The sequence below is a fragment of the Amycolatopsis sp. NPDC021455 genome, from assembly GCF_040640995.1.
In the GTDB taxonomy this organism is placed as follows: Bacteria; Actinomycetota; Actinomycetes; order Mycobacteriales; family Pseudonocardiaceae; genus Amycolatopsis.
The window spans coordinates 44792-63218 of sequence record NZ_JBFACT010000045.1 but is presented as its reverse complement, the minus strand read 5'-3'; the positions used below and the strand labels follow the sequence as shown (position 1 = coordinate 63218).

At 72.6% G+C, this 18427-nt stretch carries 16 protein-coding genes and 1 other RNA gene; 9 read left to right on the top strand and 8 right to left on the bottom strand.

Going from position 1 to position 18427, the window contains the following annotated elements:
- Window positions 1–94: 94 nt before the first annotated feature.
- From rnpB to AB0G28_RS34620, 4 genes are all read right to left on the bottom strand, one after another.
- An RNA gene (gene rnpB, locus AB0G28_RS34635) (RNase P RNA component class A) lies at window positions 95–497 on the bottom strand.
- 20 nt (window positions 498–517) lie between these two features.
- The gene (locus AB0G28_RS34630) at window positions 518–1753 is read right to left on the bottom strand and encodes an FAD/NAD(P)-binding oxidoreductase (protein WP_361099025.1); all 1236 of its coding nucleotides are present in this window, start codon (window positions 1751–1753) and stop codon (window positions 518–520) included.
- Complete coding sequence (locus AB0G28_RS34625) at window positions 1750–2562, bottom strand: ferredoxin (protein ID WP_361099022.1); 813 nt, start codon at window positions 2560–2562, stop codon at window positions 1750–1752. The genes AB0G28_RS34630 and AB0G28_RS34625 overlap by 4 nt, the downstream gene beginning before the upstream one ends.
- 8 nt (window positions 2563–2570) lie before the next feature.
- The gene (locus AB0G28_RS34620) at window positions 2571–3239 is read right to left on the bottom strand and encodes a DUF4142 domain-containing protein (RefSeq protein ID WP_361099019.1); all 669 of its coding nucleotides are present in this window, start codon (window positions 3237–3239) and stop codon (window positions 2571–2573) included.
- A 247-nt stretch (window positions 3240–3486) separates the two neighbouring features.
- On the opposite strand from AB0G28_RS34620, the gene AB0G28_RS34615 reads away from it, so the two are divergent.
- The 4 genes from AB0G28_RS34615 (at window position 3487) to AB0G28_RS34600 (ending at window position 8855) form a co-directional block, all read left to right on the top strand.
- A complete protein-coding gene (locus AB0G28_RS34615) occupies window positions 3487–4065 on the top strand; it encodes a sigma-70 family RNA polymerase sigma factor (protein WP_361099016.1) in 579 nt (192 codons plus the stop codon).
- On the top strand, window positions 4062–4460 hold the full coding sequence (locus AB0G28_RS34610) for a hypothetical protein (RefSeq protein WP_361099013.1): 399 nt from the start codon (window positions 4062–4064) through the stop codon (window positions 4458–4460). The genes AB0G28_RS34615 and AB0G28_RS34610 overlap by 4 nt, the downstream gene beginning before the upstream one ends.
- Before the next feature lie 123 nt (window positions 4461–4583).
- A complete protein-coding gene (locus AB0G28_RS34605; protein ID WP_361099010.1) occupies window positions 4584–7406 on the top strand; it encodes an AAA family ATPase in 2823 nt (940 codons plus the stop codon).
- A gap of 210 nt (window positions 7407–7616) precedes the next feature.
- Window positions 7617–8855, top strand: coding sequence for an SLC13 family permease (locus AB0G28_RS34600; protein WP_361099007.1), 1239 nt, complete (start codon window positions 7617–7619; stop codon window positions 8853–8855).
- Between the two features lie 7 nt (window positions 8856–8862).
- On the opposite strand, the gene AB0G28_RS34595 is transcribed toward AB0G28_RS34600, so the two are convergent.
- From AB0G28_RS34595 to AB0G28_RS34580, 4 genes are all read right to left on the bottom strand, one after another.
- Window positions 8863–10605, bottom strand: a complete 1743-nt coding sequence (locus tag AB0G28_RS34595) for a hypothetical protein (RefSeq protein ID WP_361099004.1) — start codon at window positions 10603–10605, stop codon at window positions 8863–8865.
- A 198-nt stretch (window positions 10606–10803) separates the two neighbouring features.
- Window positions 10804–11940, bottom strand: coding sequence for a bifunctional RNase H/acid phosphatase (locus tag AB0G28_RS34590; protein WP_361099001.1), 1137 nt, complete (start codon window positions 11938–11940; stop codon window positions 10804–10806).
- Window positions 11937–12674: a C4-type zinc ribbon domain-containing protein gene (locus AB0G28_RS34585; RefSeq protein WP_361098998.1), complete on the bottom strand. Its 738-nt coding sequence runs from the start codon at window positions 12672–12674 to the stop codon at window positions 11937–11939. Before AB0G28_RS34585 ends, AB0G28_RS34590 begins: the two co-directional genes overlap by 4 nt.
- Before the next feature lie 10 nt (window positions 12675–12684).
- A complete protein-coding gene (locus AB0G28_RS34580) occupies window positions 12685–13548 on the bottom strand; it encodes a Nif3-like dinuclear metal center hexameric protein (RefSeq protein ID WP_361098995.1) in 864 nt (287 codons plus the stop codon).
- Here AB0G28_RS34580 and AB0G28_RS34575 point away from each other — a divergent pair.
- The 5 genes from AB0G28_RS34575 (at window position 13547) to AB0G28_RS34555 (ending at window position 17951) form a co-directional block, all read left to right on the top strand.
- Window positions 13547–14113, top strand: a complete 567-nt coding sequence (locus AB0G28_RS34575) for a chorismate mutase (RefSeq protein ID WP_361098992.1) — start codon at window positions 13547–13549, stop codon at window positions 14111–14113. The two genes, AB0G28_RS34580 and AB0G28_RS34575, sit on opposite strands and share 2 nt — an antisense overlap.
- 292 nt (window positions 14114–14405) lie before the next feature.
- Window positions 14406–14867, top strand: a complete 462-nt coding sequence (locus AB0G28_RS34570; protein WP_361098989.1) for a low molecular weight protein-tyrosine-phosphatase — start codon at window positions 14406–14408, stop codon at window positions 14865–14867.
- Between the two features lie 82 nt (window positions 14868–14949).
- Window positions 14950–16350 carry a ricin-type beta-trefoil lectin domain protein gene (locus AB0G28_RS34565; RefSeq protein ID WP_361098986.1) on the top strand — a complete coding sequence of 467 codons (1401 nt, stop codon included), beginning with the start codon at window positions 14950–14952 and terminating at the stop codon, window positions 16348–16350.
- A 96-nt stretch (window positions 16351–16446) separates the two neighbouring features.
- A complete protein-coding gene (locus AB0G28_RS34560; RefSeq protein WP_361098983.1) occupies window positions 16447–17283 on the top strand; it encodes an SURF1 family cytochrome oxidase biogenesis protein in 837 nt (278 codons plus the stop codon).
- Window positions 17284–17333: 50 nt separating this feature from the next.
- On the top strand, window positions 17334–17951 hold the full coding sequence (locus tag AB0G28_RS34555) for an FMN-binding negative transcriptional regulator (protein WP_361098980.1): 618 nt from the start codon (window positions 17334–17336) through the stop codon (window positions 17949–17951).
- The last annotated feature ends 476 nt before the right edge of the window (window positions 17952–18427 follow it).

Genomic DNA, 18427 nt, shown 5'->3' with positions numbered 1-18427 from the left:
CGTGATTGGCGAGGCATCAGCGCGATGCCCCTCCAATCACGCGTGATGCCTCTGCAGTCACGCGTGATGCCTCTTCGATCACGTGAGCTGGACGCGGACGAGCCGGCATGTAAGCCGGATCCTGTTCCCCGGTCGCCTTGCGGCTTCCGGGGCGGCGGTCATCCATCTCGGCCTGCCGTCGCCGGCAGGCTCCAGCGGCCTACCCGCAGGCTCGGACGGGCCGTCCTCGAACGCCTGCGCAGGAGCGTGCTCCCTCTTGGCCTTGCTCCGGGTGGGGTTTACCTAGCCATCCCGGTCGCCCGGGATGCTGGTGGTCTCTTACACCACCGTTTCACCCTTACCCCGGTCCTCATGAAGCACACAGACCGGGGCGGTCTGTTCTCTGTGGCACTGTCCCGCGGGTCACCCCGGGTTGCCGTTAGCAACCACCCTGCCCTGCGGAGTCCGGACTTTCCTCGGGCCGGGTCACCCCGGCTCGCGACCGCCCTGCCAGCTCGTCCGCAGGCTGGATGGTAGCTCAGTACCCGGCCACGGCCTCACTGTGGTGGCGGGGCCGGACTTCGGGCGGGGGCTCGGCGGGCGCGGGGTGCTGGCGGGCGAGTTCGGCCGTCCAGTGCAGGACGGCGGCGGGGCTGTCGAGCCCGATCAGGCCGACGAGCTTGCCGCCCCGGACGAAGCCGGTGATCGGGCGGGTGCCGGGGACCGGGGATTCGAGCAGGACGGTGTCGGTGGCGAGCGCGGGCCGGCCGGCGACCTGGATGCGGACGCCGTGCTGTTCGGACCAGTAGCGGGGCACCGGCGTGTAGGCCGGAGACCCCTGGGGGCCGGTGAGGAGGTTCTCGGCGGCCGCGCGGCTCATTTCGACGGCGTTGAGCCAGTGCTCGTCGCGCTGGGGGGTCGCGTCGAAGCGCAGGTTGGGCCAGCGGGCGACGTCACCGGCGGCGACGATCGTCGAGGAGCCGACGACGTGGCAGGTGGGCCCGCAGACGACGCCGTCGTCGAGGGGCAGCTTGGCGCCGCGCAGCCACGAGACGGCGGGGACGCTGCCCACCGCGACGACGACGCAGGCGACGTCGAGGGCGCGGCCGTCGGCGAACTCGAGGCCGACGTGGGTGGGTGCCGGGCGCCAGCGGCGGATGGTGGTGCCGAGCTCGAGGTGGACGCCGCGGGCGGCGTGGAGCGCGGTGAGCCAGTCGCCGATGTCGGGGCCGAGGACGTCGGCCAGCAGCGCTCTCGAACGTCCGAAGAGGACGACGTCCCGGTTCATCTCGCGCAGGCTGGAGGCGACTTCGCAGCCGATGAAGCCGTCGCCGATGACGGCGACCGGGCCGGGGTTGGAGGCGAGCGCGCGCTGGAGGGCGATCGTGTCGGCGAGGGTCCGGACGACGACCACGCGCGGGTGGCCGTGCGGCGCGCCGGGCATGCGGCGGGGTTCGACGCCGGTGGCGATGATCAGGCCGTCGTAGGGCAGCTCCTCGTCGCGCAGGTGGACGACCTGCCGCTGCGGCGACAGCGCCGTGACCGGGGTGTCGAACCGCCATTCCGCGTCGACTTCGAGGGGGTCGGCGAGGAGGGTGTCGGCGCGGCTGACCGCGCCGGTCAGCAGCTGCTTGGACAGGGCCGGGCGGTGGTAGGCGATGTCGGGTTCGGCGCCCAGGACGACGACTTCGCCGTCGAAGCCGAGTTCACGCAGCCGTTCGGCGGCGCGCAGGCCGGCGAGGCCGGCTCCGGCGATGACGATGCGTTCGCTCATCGGGTGGCTCCCAACAGGTGGATGGCTCTCATCGGGCAGGCGCGCGCGGCGGCCTGGACGTTCGGGGCGAGCTGGGCGAGCGGGCGTTTCTCGTACTCGAGCTGCCCGTCCAGGCCGAGCTGGAAGACCTGGGGCGCCTCGGACTGGCAGACGCCGTAGGCGTGGCAGCGCTGGCTGTCGACGTCGACGCGCAGGGTGGCGGGTTCGGCGCCGGGCTCGGCCGGCGGCGCCGTGACCAGCCCGGCGCGGGCGAGGATCCTCGCGGGCAGCACGCGCAGGACCGACAGCAGCACCGGCGGGACGAGCAGCGTGATGCCGGCGAGCCAGACGACGGCGAGGTGCCCGCTCGAGACGGCGCCGAGCCAGGCGTGCACGGCGAGCAGGCCGATGGCGAGGTAGCCGGCCTGGTGGAACCGCAGCCAGCGGCCTTCGCGGGTGCCGCGCCGCAGGCCCGCGGTCACGGACACGGCGACGACGAGCTCGAGGCCGGCGATGCCCAGCGCGTGCCGCGGCGTGCCGTCGTAGAAGGGCAGGAGCACGTCGGCGACGCCGAAGGGGTTGTCCTCCATGAAGAGGAACGTCAGCCCGTGCACGGCGCCCAGGGCGAGGGTGAACGCGGCGAGCAGGACGTGCCCGGTGCGGATCGCGTCCTGGCCGCTGAACCGGCGGACCCAGCCGGTGGCGGCGAGGACGCCCCAGCACAGCGTCAGGCACATGCAGAGGTAGGTGAGGCGGCCGGACAGCGTGGCCGCCTCGGCGATCCCGATGTCGTGCGGCGACACCGGGATCAGCGCGGCTGAGGGGGACATGGGGCGGCTTACCTCCGGGTGCGCGGCGCGGTCCTGCCGGGGGTTCCGAGCAGGCGGAGCAGGCCGAACGTGACGACGGCGGCGAACGCCACGAAAACGGCCGCGAGGGCGAAGTCGCCGCCGCCGAGGGTGTCGTCCTCGGTGGCGGAGACGAGCAGGTGCGTGGTCTCGGCGAGCCCGGTGCTCTCCAGGAGCGTCAGGTGGCCGAGCGAGGTGTCGACGGCGGTCTGGGCGAACGCGCGGACGTCGTCGTCGCGGGTGCCGGCGCGGACGTCGGAGGCGAGGGCGAAGAGGGTGCCGTACTCGGCGCGCAGCCGGTTGACGTAGGCGCGGTCGAACGCGTCGCCGGAGTCCGCGGCGATTTCGTCCGCCCAGGCGCGTTCGTCGTCCGTGGGCTCCCCCGGCAGGGTGACCGCGAGCCGGTCGGCGACCGCGCGGAGGGCGACGTCGAGGCGGGCCTGGTCGTCGGCGATGCGGACGGCGACGGCGCGGACGCGCCGGTTGGTGGCGCGGTCGGCGGCCAGCCTGCTCGACGGCACGGCCCACAGCGTGTGCTGCTTCAGCCGGGTGAGCAGGGTGCGGTCGGTCTGCTGCAGTTCCCCGGCCGACGCCGGGAAAACACAGCCGAGCACGAACGCGGTCGTGGCGGCCAGCAGCGCCACGAATCGGAGCGGCATCCCCGTTGTCCCTTCGCGAAGGAGTCCTCATCGACAGCTACGGTGCGGACCTGTGATCCGGTTCTCACCGTCACCTTTTAGTGACTGTGACTTGTATCACAAGACAGATTGTGAACCGGTTGCGGCCGGTTGTCGTCGGCCCGACGACTAATTGGGCAGGAAAACTGATGCATATGGTCTATTAAGTGATTTTGCGCTACGCTCCGATGACCCCTCGGTCCGCCAGTCAGGTGAGGTTGCGAGCTTTATGGAAGCACTGGGCAGAGAAAGTCGCGGCCAGGTCGGCTACGCCTCGTCCGCCACGGCGCTCGACGTCGACCTCGGCGAGCCCGACGACCTGGTCCCGTTGCTCTACAAGGACTTCCGCGCCACCCTGTTTGCGCAGGTGATGGCCCTGACCAACCACGACCGGCAGTGGACCGAAGACGTGGTGCAAGAGACGATGATCCGCGCGTGGCAGCACTCCGACACGCTCGAACGCGAGCCCGGAATGCTCCGGGGATGGCTGCTCACGGTGGCCCGGCGGATCGTCATCGACGGCTGGAGAAACCGCCGGGTCCGCCCGCAGGAGGTCGCCCTGGACATCCCGGAAAACGCCGAGTCCGCCGACCGCACCGACAGCTCGTTAGCCGCGCTAACGATTTCTCAGGCATTGGTCGAACTCGACGATAAATACCGTTCCGTCATCTACGAGACGTACCTCGCCGGAAACACCGTTCGGCAGGCGGCGGAAATTCTGGGAATTCCCGAGGGAACCGTCAAATCGCGCTTGTACACCGCGATGCGGCAATTGCGGAAGGCGCTCGGGGAAGTGACGGTGCGATGAGGGGGCGGCACGCCGACGCCGCGGCCTACGGGCTGGGCGTCCTGGACGATCCGGAAGAGTTCGAGGAACACCTTCTCGGCTGCGCCCGCTGCCGGGGCCTGGTCACCGGGTTCGGCCCGGTGGCCGGCGCGCTGGCCGAAGCAGCGCGGCTCGGCTGGGTCGCCCGCGGCGGGCCGTCCGGCCGCTACCGGCCGCCCGGCGACGGCGCGGCCGGAAAGCCGTACGCGCACCGGCGGGGCTCGGTGGCCGGCCCGCTGCTGCTCCTCGTGCTGGGGATGGCCTTGACGGCACTGGGCGCGGCCCGCCCGGTCGCCGGGAAGATCCGGGTCGCATCGGCTGCGTACATCGTCTCCCCTGCTCTGGTGGTGGACCTTCGTCGCCAGGGCGCCCCTTGACGAAGGCGGGGCATCCTGTCGGCCGTAGCGGTTCCCAGGCAGTTTCCCCAGGTCATCGCGCTCCACTCCCGTGGTGGGCCGGTTTCCAGTAGTCTGCCCGAACCCAACATGAAAGTCCTTACGGTGGATACCGAAGTAAATCCCGAGCACCCCGTCAGCGGGGCTTCGGTACCGAAGCGTCCCGCCCCGCGGCTCCCCGGCCGCGAGCCCGAGCTCAACCGCCTGACCAGTCTCTTCCCCGGTGTTCTCGGCGGCACGGCCGCCAGCGCGATCCTGGTCGGCGAGTTCGGCATGGGCAAGAGCGCCACGCTCCACACCGCCGCGGCGCTGGCCGCCGACGCGGGCTTCACCGTCGCGATCGCCACCGGGTCGCGCCTGGAGAGCCACCTGTCCGGCGGGGTCGCCCGTCAGCTGGCCGACGCGCTGGCCGGCCCGGACGCGGCGCGCCCGCCCGTCGCCGACCTGTGCGGACCGGCCGGCGAGGGGGAAGCGCTCGACCTCTTCTTCCGGATCGTCCGCGAGGCGGCCGGGCAACGGCCGCTGTTCATCGGCATCGACAACGTCCACCTGGCCGACGCCTGGTCGATGCGGTGCCTGGCCTACATGCGCAACCGCGTGGCCGACCTGCCGGTGCTGATCGTCCTGACGGCCCTGACCGGGCATCCCCCGCACAGCGAGGTCGCGCTGCTGGAGATGGCGGGCTGCACGAAGGTGTCGATCACCCTCAACGGCCTCGGCGACGCGGCCGCGGCGGAGATCCTCGGTCTCGCCGGCGGCGAGCTCGCCGCCGCCTGCCGCGAGGCGACCGGCGGCAACCCGTACCTGCTGCACGCGCTGCGGCCGCGGCTGCTGCCCGGCGCGGACCCGCACGAGCTCGGCTCGTCGCTGATCGGGCAGGTGCTCACCACGCGGATGCAGGAGTTCCCGCACGCGCCGGCGATCCTGCACGCGGCGGCGATCCTCGGCGAGGACGCGGGCTTCGACCTGCTGGCCCGGCTCGCCGGCGTCGACGAGTTCGACGCGCTGCAGGCGATCGACACCATGGTCCGGCTGCGCGTGCTCAACAACAGCAGCCAGCCGACGCTGACGTATGCGTTCGTCCGCAACTCCGTGCTGAAGGACATGCCGCAGACCACGCGGGCGGTCAACCATTCCCGCGCGGCGAAGCTGCTGTCGGAGGCGGGCGCGCCGGCCGAGCGCGTCGCCGCCCACCTGCTGGAAGCGACGTCGATCCGGATCCCGTGGGCGGTGGACGTGCTGCGGCTGAGCGCGCGCGACGCCGTGTTCTCCGGGCGGGCCGAGCTGGCCGCGGCGCACCTGCGGCGGGCACTGGAGGAGCGGCTGACGTCCGGGCGCCGGATGGCCGTGCTGCTGCAGCTCGCCCACGCGGAGTTCCAGTTCGACCCGCCGGGCGCGGCGAAGCGGGTGCGGGAGGCCGTCGACACCGTCGGCAACCGCGAGACCGCCGCGCACATCGCCTCGGCGATGCTGCTGTCGCTGTGCGGCGGCCAGGACGCCCGGCTCGGGATCAGCGCGGCGGGCCAGATCGCGGCGCGGCTCGACGCCGGCGGCCCCGACGCCGTCTGGCCGCTGCTGTGCATGACCTACCTCGCCGAAGCCGGGAGCAGGCTCGGCCCGCCGCCGGAGTTCCGCGACTTCGAAGAGCAGTGGGCGCCGCTGACCGACCCGGCGGCACAGCGGAGCCGCTCGGCGCTGCTGGCGCTCGACGCGGTCCGCAGCGGCGAGTCGGCGCAGGAGGCGGTCGGGCACTTCGCGGACGCGCTGAGCCAGGCCAAGGACTCCGCCGACCGGAACCCCCGGAGACCCGGCGGCGACGAAGGCGAGCTGTTCGAGCAGCACTACTTCTTCACGCTGGCCACCGCGGTGCTGGCGGACGAGCCGGCACACGTCGACCGGCTGTGCCGGGTCCTCGACGTCGAGCGCGAACCGTGGGACGTGCACGTGCCGCACGGCGCGCTGCCCACCCTGGCCCGCGGCATCGCGCTGCAGGCCAGCGGCGACCTGCAGCGGGCGAGCGTCCACTTCGAATCGCTGCTGCGCCGGTTCGACGAGCGCGGCGGGACGACGACGTGCCCGGTCGGCGTGCTGTGCGCGGCGAAGCTCGTCGAATGCTGGGTGGACCTCGGCCGGTTCGAGGCGGCGACGTCGCTGCTGGACCGGATGGACTTCGTCGCCAGCCAGGGCCTGTTCACCCACACGTACCTGCTGTACGCGCGGGGCCGCCTGCGCGTCGCGACGGGCTACACGCGCTTCGGTTTCGAGGACCTGCTCAGCTGCGGACGCCGGCTCGCGCACCACGGCATGCGGTTCCCGGGTTTCGTGCCGTGGCGCGCGCACGCGGCGCGGGCGGCGCTGGCCCTCGGCCAAGCCGATGACGCGGCGCGGCTGGCCGAAGAGGACATCAACGCCTCGGCCCGCTGGGGCGCGGCCCGCCCGCACGGCACGGCGTTGACGACGCTCGGGCTGGTCCGCGAGGACGACGAAGCGGAGCGCGCGCTGAGCAAGGCCATCACGACGCTGCGGTCGTCACCGGCCCGCCTGCAGCTGGCGACGGCCCTCACCGAGCTGGGCACGCTGCAGGCCCGGCACGGCCAGTCCGAAAAGGCGATCGAAACGCTGCGGCAGGCGGTCGAGCTGAGCGAGCACTGCGGAGCCCGGCCGCTGGCCCGCCGGGCGGCGGAGGAGCTGCGCTCGGCGCGGCGTGCGCTGACCCCGGCGAAGGACAACGAGCACGGCCTGACCCGCCAGGAGAACCGCATCGCGGTGATGGCGGCCCAGGGGTTGACCAACCGCGAAATCGCCACGGCGTTGCACCTGACGCGGCGGACGGTGGAGCTGCACCTGTCGGGGGCTTACCGGAAGCTCGGTATTCCGGGGCGCGCGGAGCTGGGTGGCGCGCTGGCGAAGTCGCAGCGGGGTAACTGAGTCCACTTCGGACGGTGAGTTGAGCCGCCCGCTCGCCGAAGTCGTCCTGAACGACTCGTTCAGGACGTCCGGCGACTTGAACGAGTCGTTCAGGACGTTCGACGAGCTGCGCGGGGTGAGCAGCGCGGCGGAATTGTCGGTGGTCGCCGGTAGAGTGGAAGACGGGGGGCGCCCCCGCGGGGTCGGTGCGGCCGCGGTTAGCGTGCACACGTGAACTTCTGGGCAGGCGCGGGAAGCCTGGTGCTCTTGGCCGGCGTGCTGCTCTTCGCGATCGTCCGGCCGCGGGGCTGGCCCGAAGCGGTCGCCGCCGTGCCGGCTGCCGGCGTCGCCTTGCTGCTGGGGCTCGTCCGGCCCGCCGCCGCGGCGCATCGGGCCGTGGAAATCCTGCCGACGCTGGGCTTTCTGGCCGCCATCCTCCTTTTGTCCTTTTTGGCCAGTGTCGACGGCGTCTTCACCTGGCTCGGCAGCCGGCTCGCCGAGGCGTGCCACGGGCGGCCGCGGCGGCTGCTCGTGCTGACCTTCGCCGCCGCGGCCGGGGTCACCGCCATCCTCAGCCTGGACGCCACCGTCGTGCTGCTCACCCCCGTCGTCCTCGCGACCGCGACGAGCCTGAAGCTGCCCGCCCGGCCGCACGTCTACGCGTGCGCGCACCTGGCCAACTCCGCGTCGACGCTGCTGCCGGTGTCCAACCTGACCAACCTCCTGGCCTTCGCCGCGTCGGGCCTGACGTTCGCCGGGTTCACCGCGCTCATGGCGCTGCCGTGGCTGGTCACCATCGCCATCGAACTGGTCGTCTTCCTGCGGTTCTTCGCCGTCGACCTCCGGCCGCGGGAAACCGCCGAGCCGACGCGGCACCAGGAGCCGCCGATCTTCGCGCTCGTCATCCTGGCGCTCACCCTCGTCGGCTTCGCCGTGGGGCAGCTCGGGCACGTCGAACCCGTGTGGATCGCCGCGCTCGCCGCGCTGATCCTCGGCGTGCGCGCGCTCGCGCAGGGCAAGATCCGGCCGTGGCAGCTGTTCACCGAGGCCGCGCCGCAGTTGTGCCTGTTCGTGCTGGGGCTCGCCGTCGTGGTCGAGGCCGTGTCGGAACACGTCCTCGGCGGCCTGCTGCGCGACCTCCTGCCGACGTCCACCGGCCTCGTCGACCTGCTGGTCGCGGCCGGGGTGGCGGCGCTGCTGGCCAACCTGGTCAACAACCTGCCGGCGACGCTGATCCTGCTGTCGGTGCTGGGCCCGCACCCCGCGCCGGGCGTGCTGCTGGCGGTGCTGCTCGGCGTCAACATCGGCCCGAACGCGAGCTACCTCGGTTCCCTGGCGACGCTGCTCTGGCGCCGCACCCTGCCGGAACACCCGTCGGCGAGGACATTCCACGCCCTCGGCGCCCTCACGACCCCGCTCTGCCTCGCCGCGGCGACCATCGCCCTTTGGCTCGGCCTCGGCCTGACGTAACCGGGACTCAGCCAGGCATCGAGATGGTCTGGCCGGGCTTCATCGTCGGGCCGCAGTCGTCCAGTGGGCCGCCGAAGCGGTCGGCCGCCACCTCGGGGATCGTCTTCGCCGCGTAGTCCTGGGCCGCCTTCAGCTTGGCCTGGTCGGTGACCGCGTCGCGGCGGACCCAGTCGCCGTTGCGGAGGCCCTCGATCGGGGAGCTGTAGATCAGCACGTAGTCGCGGTCGAGGCGCGGGTCCAGCGCGATGCCGTTGCCCGCCGCCCACGGACCCCACGAGTGGATGAACGTCGGCTTCACCGTGTCGAACACGTAGTCGCGCAGGCCCTGCAGGTCGTTGTCGTGCACCAGGTCGGCGATCGGCTTGTTGACCAGGCCCGCCATGTCGACCAGCTCGAGCCTGCTCGTCATCGACGAGCCGCCGAGGTCCGGCAGCAGCAGCGACGCCTTTTGCAGGCCGAGGATGTCGGCGTAGGTGTTGAAGCCGCGGCCGAAGCGGTCGGCCACCAGGCACGCCGTGATGTTCGGGTTCTTCGCGAACTTGTCCGCCGACGCCGCGAACCCGATGCCCGACGGGACGAACGCGCCCAGCAGGACCACGACCACACCGACGCGCAGCAACGCCCGCCGGTGGCGCAGCAGCTCGCCCGCCGACAGCGTGCCCGCGATGACCGCCAGCGGCCAGATCGGGCTGGCGAACCGGTGCTGGTACATCCAGTCGGCGACCATCACGCCGTACGCGACGATCCCGAGCCCGAGCGGCACCAGCAGCGCGATCAGCGGGCGCCGCCACGGCGCCTTGACCAGCGCGAACACGATCACCAGCGCGAGCACGACCACGCCCGCCCAGCCCGCGTAGCCGACCAGCTCGAACGGCCGCTTCACGGCGTCGAACCCGGGCAGGCCCTGCTGCTTCGCCACCGAAGGGTTGGCCAGCAGCCGGCCGAACTCCGCGTGCCGCCAGACGACGTACGCGCCGAACGGCACGGCGAACGCCGCCACCGACAGCAGCGCGAGCCGGAAGCTCTTCCAGAACAGCCCGGACCGCAGCAGGAACAGCGCCGCCAGCGGGTACGCGCCGGCGTAGATCAGCCCTTCCGGCCGGGTCAGCGCGGCGAAGGCCACGATGACACCCGCCCACAGCGCGACCTTCGGCGTCAGCAGCTTGTCCCGCTTCACCGAGACGAACAGCGTCACGCCGAGGGTGACGACCGCGAACGCGAACAGCGAGTTCTCGAGGCCGGACACGACCCAGATGACGTACGACGGGATCGTCGCCAGCGTCAGGCCGACGACCAGCGTCGCGAGCCAGGCGAAACGGGTGAAGATCTGCTTCGCCGCGATGTAGCAGGCGGTCAGGACGCCGCCGGTGAACAGCAGGCCCAGCGCCTTCGGGTACAGCACGTAGTCCGGGATGCCGAACAGCAGGCCGTGGTCGAACAGGCCCACGAGCTTGCCGACGCCGAGCAGCACCATCCACGTCGGGTCGGAGAAGCCCTCGACGGGCGGGGCGCCCGGCTGCAGCACCGGGCCGAGGCCGTCGGCGAAGCTGCGGGCGTAGGAGAACGTGATGGCGGCGTCGTCGACGATCCAGTGGCCGTAGCGGGTGGCGTGGACGGCGACCGCCGCGACGCCGGCGAGCACGGCCAGCACCGGGGCCAGGCGCGCGCCCCAGCCACGGGTGGTCGTGGCGACAGCCGGGTCCTCGGGGACGTCGCTCGGGGAGGTCTCGGTGAGTGCGCTAGCCGTCATGTCCTCGTCACTGTTCCGCCCGCAGGCTTCTGCCGGTGGGATACGCGCGAGCTGGCGCCCCCTTAGTGGACCCGGGAGCCGGGTCCGCCACCGCGGCGACGCGGTCGAGACACTGTAGCCAATACCCCATCCGGGGTCGGCCACGCGTCGGCATTGAGCGTGATCCACCCCACACTTCCCGGAAAATCTCAGCGCCGGTCAGGACAGGTGCGAGGTGTCGTTGACGAGCCGCACCGAAGCGTTCCCGTCCGGGTAGAACTCGACGATCGACAGCGACGCCAGGTCGAGGTGCAGCCGGAACAGCAGCTGCGGGCCCGCGTCGAGGCCCATCCGGAGCAGGGTCTTGATCGGCGTCACGTGGCTGACCAGCACCAACGTCCGGCCGCCGTGCTCGGCGATCAGCTCGTCGCGGGCCTTGCGGACCCGCCGGTGGACGACGTCGAAGCTCTCCCCGCCGGGCGGCGGGACCGAGCTGTCGCCGAGCCACGAACGGTGCAGTTCGGGGTCGCGGTCGGCCGCTTCGGCGAACGTCAGGCCTTCCCACTCGCCGAAGTCGGTCTCGATCAGGCCGGGGTGGGTCTCGACGCGGCCGCCGAGCGCGTCGGCGACGGCCTGCGCGGTCTGCTTCGTCCGGGTCAGCGGCGAGGAGATGATCGGGACGGCCTCGCCGTCGACGACGAGCCCGTCGGTCGCGGCCAGCCGCTTCGCCGCCGCCGCGGCCTGCGCCTGCCCGAGCTCGGTGAGCGGGACGTCGCCACGGCCGGAGTAACGGCGCAGCGCCGACATCTCGGTCTGGCCGTGGCGCAGCAGGAGCAGCCTGGTCGGGGTGCCCTGCGCGCCGGTCCAGGCGGTCGTCGCGCGGTCGGGTTTGCGCGTGGGCAGCTTCGGTTTCGCGGCGGTGCCGGGCCGGCCGGCGGCGGGCTTGCCGGTCGCCGCGTCCATGGCCTCGTTGGCGAGCCGGTCGGCGTGGGAGTTCTGCGCGCGCGGGATCCACTCGTACTGGACGCGGGAGAAGCCGGCGGCCAGCGCCTTGGCCCGCTCGGCCAGCGGCTGCATGTCCGCGTGCTTGATCTTCCAGCGCCCGGACATCTGCTCGACCACGAGCTTCGAGTCCATCCGGACGTCCACAGTGGACGCTCCGAGCTCGGCGGCGGCGGTCAGCCCGGCGATCAGCCCGTTGTACTCGGCGACGTTGTTGGTGACGACGCCGAGGCTTTCCTTGCGCTCGGCGAGGACGTCGCCGGTCTCCGCGTCACGGACCACCGCGCCGTACCCCGCGGGGCCCGGGTTGCCCCGGGAACCGCCGTCCGCTTCGACGATGACGTGCGAGGTCACAGACCCGACTCCATGGTCCGGACCAGGATCGCGCCGCAGTTCTCGCACTGGATGACGTCGTCCTCGGGCGCGCCCTTGATCTCGTTGACGGTGTTGCGGTCCAGCTCCAGCTGGCAGGCGCCGCAGCGGCGGGCCCGCAGCAGCGCGGCCCCGATGCCCTTGTGCTCGCGGACCCGCTCGTACAGCTTGAGCAGCGGCTCCGGGAAGCGCGGCACGAGCTTCGCGCGGTCTTCGTCGCGGCGCGCGCGGGTCGTGTCGAGGTCCTTGAACGCCTCGTCGCGGCGGGCGATCGCGGCGGCGACCTCGGCCTCGGCCTTGTCGACCTCGGCGCCGGTGCGCTGCGCGTCCAGGCCGAGGGCCTCGCGCTGCTCCATCAGCTCCAGCAGGTCGTCCTCGAGCGCGCTCTGCCGGCGTTCGAGCGACTGCAGCTCGTGCTCGATGTCGGTCATCTGCTTCGAGTTCACCGTGCCGGACGCGAGGAGCTTGCGGTCGCGGTCCTCGCGGGCGCGGACCGACTCGATCTCCTTCTCCTGGCGGGCGATCTCGCGGTCGAGGTCGGAGGCGGCGGTCTCCACCGACACGAGCGCGTCGCGGCGCTCGCGGACGGTCTTCTCCCCCGCGTCGATCTCGGCCAGCTCGGGCAGGGTGCGACGGCGGTGCGCGGTGCGCGAGAGCTCGGCGTCCACCTTGGCGAGCTCGAGCAACTGGCGCTGCACGGCGGGTTCGGCCTTCACGGTGCTCCTCTTAGCTAGATGTGCGCTCGGCGCGGACGTTCCACGGGTCGGTGCACCGCGTGGACACGTGAACGTCGACGTTACCCGCAAACGCCTCGGCCACGAGCGCCGAGGCTTGCCCGCACCAGGGCCATTCGCTGGCCCAGTGGGTCAGCCCGACCAGCGCGGGCACCGGGCCCCGGCCCGCGAGGTGCTCGCCCGCGGGGTGATGCCGCAGGTCGGCGGTGACGAAGGCGTCGGCACCGGCCTCGGTGGCCTGCTTCAGGTAGGAGTCCCCGGCACCGCCGGACACGGCGACGGTGCGGATCGGGCGGTCCTCGTCGCCGGCGCCGAGCACCCCGGGAACGGTCGCGGGCAGGGCGTCGGCGACGCGCTGGACGAACACCGCGAACGGCTCGGGCTCGGGCAGCTCGCCGAGGCGGCCGATGCCGGTGACGCCGTCGGCGTTCGGGGCGAGGGGCCCGGTCACGCGCAGCCCGATCGCCTGCGCGAGAGCGTCCGAGACGCCGGGGTCGGCGGAGTCGGCGTTGGTGTGCGCGCAGTAGAGGGCGATGCCTTCGCGGATCATCCGGTGCACCAGGGCGCCCTTGGCGGTGTCGGCGGGGACGCCGTGCACGCCGCGCAGCAGCAGCGGGTGGTGGGCGACGATCAGCTGCGCGCCGAGCTCCACGGCCTCGTCGACGGTCTCGGCGACCGGGTCGACGCAGAACAGCACGCGGCTCACGGGTTCGGCGGGATCGCCGCAGACGAGGCCGACGGCGTCCCACGACTCGGCGAGCGCGGGCGGGTAGGCCCGCTCGAGCACGGAGAGGACTTCGGAAATGGCGGAAGGCGCGGACACCCGGGGATCTTCGCATGTACCGTCCGGAACCATGCGCCTTCGGTCCTTGCTCGTCACGGTGACGGCGGTCCTCGCCGGCTCACTCCTCTTCGCGGTGCCCGCTTCGGCTTCGAACCCGACGTTGTGGCGGCTCACCGACCTCGCCGCCCAGCGCGTCGCGATCGCCGACCAGGTGGCCGCGGCCAAGTACGGCACGCCGTCGCCGATCGACGACCCGGCGCGCGAGCAGGCGATCTACGACTCGGTCACGGCACGGGCCCCTGGCCTCGGCCTCGACCCGGCGGACGCCGTTCGCTTCTTCCACGCCCAGATCGAGGCGAACAAGCTGGTGCAGCGCGGCCTCTACGCGCGCTGGGACGCGCACCCCGACCAGGCGCCGACGACCCGCCCCGACCTCGGGAAGATCCGCCCGGTGATCGACGGGCTGAACACGAGCCTGCTGACGGAGCTGGCGGCGACCATCCCGGCGCGGGCGGCGCGTTCGTGCCCGGTCGTGCAGCTGGTGACGGCCGGCGCCGCGGACGTCGTCCACCGGTTCGACGCGCTGCACGCACGCGCCCTCGGCGAAGCGACTTCGGCGACCTGCACGGCCGGTTAGGGGCTTGGGGGCGCCGCGGCGGCCTCGGGCCGCCGCGGGCGCCGGGGGCGGTCAGTTGCAGTTGCCGCAGCAGCCGCAACCCTGGCCGGTGCACTTCGAGCAGCACCCGTGCATGATCGCTCTCCTTCCGGTTCGCGTCCTCGCCCGATCGACGCTAAGTGCGCGGCGCGGACCGCGGATACCGCCGAGCGGGCGGGTGACCGGGTGAACCCGCTGGTTACGCTCGGGCGCGCGGGAATGGCGTTTCGCGGGCCTGGCCGGGCCTCGGCATCTCGGTGGTTACGCTCGGGGCGTGACGCACATCGTCTTCGTCTGTTCCGGCAACATCTGCCGCTCCCCGATGGCCGAGCTGGTGTTCCGGGCCCGGCTCGACGACGCCGGGCTCGGTGACGTCGTGCGCGTGACCAGCGCGGGCACCGGGCCGTGGCACGTCGGGGAGCCCGCCGACAAGCGGGCCCGCGCGACGCTCAAGGCGCACGGCTATCCGACCGCGCACGTCGCCTCCGAGGTGTCCGGCGAGGACCTCGCCGCCGATCTCCTGCTGGCCGCCGACGAGGGGCACGCGGAGTTCCTGCGGGCACGGGTCGATGACCCGGCGAAGGTGCGGCTGCTGCGGTCGTTCGACCCGTCGGCGCCCGAAGGCGCCGAGGTCCCGGACCCGTACTACGGCGGCGACGACGGCTTCGAAGACGTCCTCGGCATGATCGAGCGCTCGGTGCCCGGCTTGCTGGACTGGGTCCGCGCCCACGCGTGACCGGTGTCACAACCGGCCCGCGTACGGTTTTCCGGCACCCCGCGATACCCCTTCCGGCATCGTCATCGATGAGGGGAATCGCGTGCTCAAAAGAATTTCGGGTGTTTTCGCGCTCGTGACCGCGGCCGCCGCCGTGGCGGCCGCTCCGGCGGGAGCGATCACCGGGGGAAGTCAAGCCGCCGACGGGACGTACTCCTTCGCCGCCAAGGTGAACACCGCCGGCCGGGGCTGTACGGGCGTGCTCGTCGCGCCGCAGTGGGTGCTCACCGCGTCCACCTGCTTCGGCGACCCCGCGCCGGCGGGACCGCCGCCGTCGCCGTCCACCGTGACCGTCGGCGGGCGGACCGCGCCGATCACCACGCTCGTGCCGCGGACCGACCGGAACCTCGTCCTGGCCCGGCTCGACGCGCCCGTCTTCACCGTCGCGCCGGTGGCGCCGGCCACCAGCCCGGTGCGGACCGGCGAGGTGCTGCGGCTCGCCGGCTACGGCCGGACCGCGACCGAGTGGGTCCCGGACAAGCTGTCCACCGCGAACTTCACCGTGCAGTCGAGCACCGCGACGACGCTGGCCGTCACCGCCGTCACGGGTGACGCGACGACCTGCAAGGGCGACGCGGGCGGCCCGGCCCTGCGCGAGACCGGCGGCGGCACCGAACTGGTCGCGATCAACGCCACGTCGTGGCAGCACGGGTGCCTCGGGGAGACCGAGACACGCCAAGGCACCGTCGAAACCCGGCTCGACGACATCACGGACTGGATCCGCGCGCAGATCCCGCCGTACGCGATCCGCAACTTCAACGGCCTGTGCACCGGCGCGGGCGTCAGGGTGACGACCGCGGTCTGCGCACCGGACGCGGCCGGGCAGCGGTGGACCCTCCCCGGCGACGGCACCGTGCGCACCGCGGACGGCCTCTGCCTCGCCGTCTCCGGGACGGCGGTCGGGACCACCGCGTGCGCGGCCGTCCCGGAGCAGCAGTGGCGGTTCCCCGGCGACGGCACCCTGCGCACGGCGTCCGGCGCCTGCGCCGACATCGGCAGCAACGCGGCGGGCACGTCGCTGCTGGTCACCCCCTGCGTCGCCGGCAACCAGAGCCAGCTGTGGTTCCTCAAGGGCGACGGCACGCTGCGCAACCACAACGGCCTCTGCGCCGACCTGGGCTCCAACGCCGAGCAGACGCCGATCACGGTGGTGGCCTGCGGCGAGGGACTCGTCAGCCAGCGCTGGGGGCTGTCCGGCGGCGCGCTGACCAACACCAACCGCCTCTGCGCCGACCTGGGCTCCAACGACCCCGGCACGCGGGTGGTCATGGTCGCCTGCCAAGCGGGCAACGTCAGCCAGCAGTGGACCATGCCGGGTGACGGCACCCTGCGCAACCACAACGGCCTGTGCGCCGACCTGGGGTCCAACGACCCGGGGACGCGGGTGATCACGGCCGTCTGCGTCGCGGGGAACCCGAGCCAGCAGTGGCGGCTCGACCGCTGAGCCCGGTCGCCCGGCCCGGGCGGTTCGTCCCGGCCTCCGTCACACGCGACGGAGGTCGGCGAGCGGCCCGGGCCGGGCACGGCCTACCGTGGTGGGGTGCGGTTGCGGTTCCTGCTCCGGCCCGGGTGGCTGGCTCTGACGGCGGTGGTGTTCACCTTCGCCATCTGCTGCTTCACGCTCCTCGCGCCGTGGCAGTTCAGCCGCAACGCCGAGCGCGAGCAGCAGAACGCCGCGCTCGTGACGTCGTTCACGGCCGCACCGGTGCCGTTGGCGCAGCTGCTGCCGCCGGGGACCGAGCCCGGCCAGGGCACCGAATGGCACCTCGTCTCGATCACCGGCCAGTACCTGCCGGACAAGGAGGTCGTCGCGCGGCTGCGGACGGTCCAGGGTGAGGGCGCCTACGAGGTGCTGACGCCGCTGCGGACCACCGACGGCACGGTCGTGCTGATCGACCGCGGTTACGTCGGGCTCGACAGCAAGTCGGGCGTGCTGCCGTATGCGCCGCCGCCGGCCGGGACCGTGCAGGTGACCGCGCGGGCGCGGGCGGACGAGACCGACCCGAAGAACCGCGAGGCGTTCGCCGACGCCTCGACCGGCGGGAAGCTCCAGAGCTACGTCGTCGATTCGCGGGTCGTCGCGCGGGCGGGGAAGCTCGACATCCGGCCCGGGTACTTCCAGCTCGACGTCGGCCAGCCCGGCGTCATCGCGGCGTTGCCGCTGCCGCAGACCGACTCGGGGCCGTTCCTGTCGTACGCGCTGCAGTGGATCGCGTTCGGGACCATGGCGCTGCTCGGCTGGCTGTACTTCACGGTTCGCGAGCTGAAGCCGGGCGGAGCGCTGACCCAGCCCGGCGGCTCCGCTCCCGCGCGGCGGAAGTCCGTCGCGGAGATCCTGGCCGAGGACGAGTACGCGGAAAGTGGCCCTCAGAGATAGGCCGGAAATGGCCCTGTGATGAGGCCACTTGCCTCGCCGATACTCGGGTCATGTTGATCCACCCGTGGGACGCCGCCTCTTCCGACGCGGAGTGGCGTGAGTGGCTGTCCGCGAACGACTTCGGTCAGCTCATCGCCGGCGGCGCGGGCCGCGACCTGCCCGTGGTGACCCCGGCGCACTTCGCGTTCGACGGCGACCGCACGATCGTCACGCACCTGGCCCGCCCGAACCCGATCTGGCCCCTGCTGGAGGAGCACCCCCGGGCGCTGCTGACGGTGATCGGCGACTACACCTACATCCGCGCGGACTGGAACACGGCCGCGGATCCCGCCCACGGCGTGCCGACGTCGTACTACGCGACGGTGCAGCTCGAAGGAGACGTACGGCTGGTCGACGATCCGGCGTCGAAGGCGGCGTTGCTGGAGAAGCAGCTGCGGCACTTCGAGCCGGACGGCTCGCGGGCCCCGGTGAGCGCGACCGAGGCCCCCGATCGGCGGCTGCTGCCGGGAATCCGCGGGATCGAGTTCAAGATCACCGGGGTACGGGCGAAGTTCAAGTTCGGCGGGAACAAGGCGGCCGAGGACCGGGAGCGGATCGGGGCCCGGCTGGCGGAGCGCGGTGGGCCGCTGGACGAGGCGGCTTTGGCACAGCTGCGGCGGCGGGGCTGAGGGAGCGCGCCCTTCCCTGGCACAGTGCCGGCAAAGTCGCAGCGCCTTTTCTCAGATGCCTCACCGGCATGAAGTGCACGCTGAGGCATGACTTGCGCTCCACCCAGACCTCCCCCGCCGCCCCGATACGAAGCCAGTACACGGCCGGCAGTGCCGGGTCAAGGCACGCTTTCCCGCCTTGACGCGGTGCTGCCGGCCGTAGTCACAATCGGGCTTCGGGGTGGTGGGCCACTGAACTGCTGACCAAGGCGACCTGACGCAGCTCAGGCGCGCTGCGCCTCACGGCGTGACGGCTTTGCCGGAACCCCCACCCTCTCCGGGGTTCCGGCAAAGCCGATCGCTGCCGCGGTGCTCCGTGGTGGAAGTGGCGCTGTGAGCTGCCGGCCGGGTGTCGCGAATGACTCATTCGGGACGTGCGAGGTCCCCAATGACTCATTCGCGACCTTCGGCAGCGCGGCAGGCCTCGGCGACCAGCG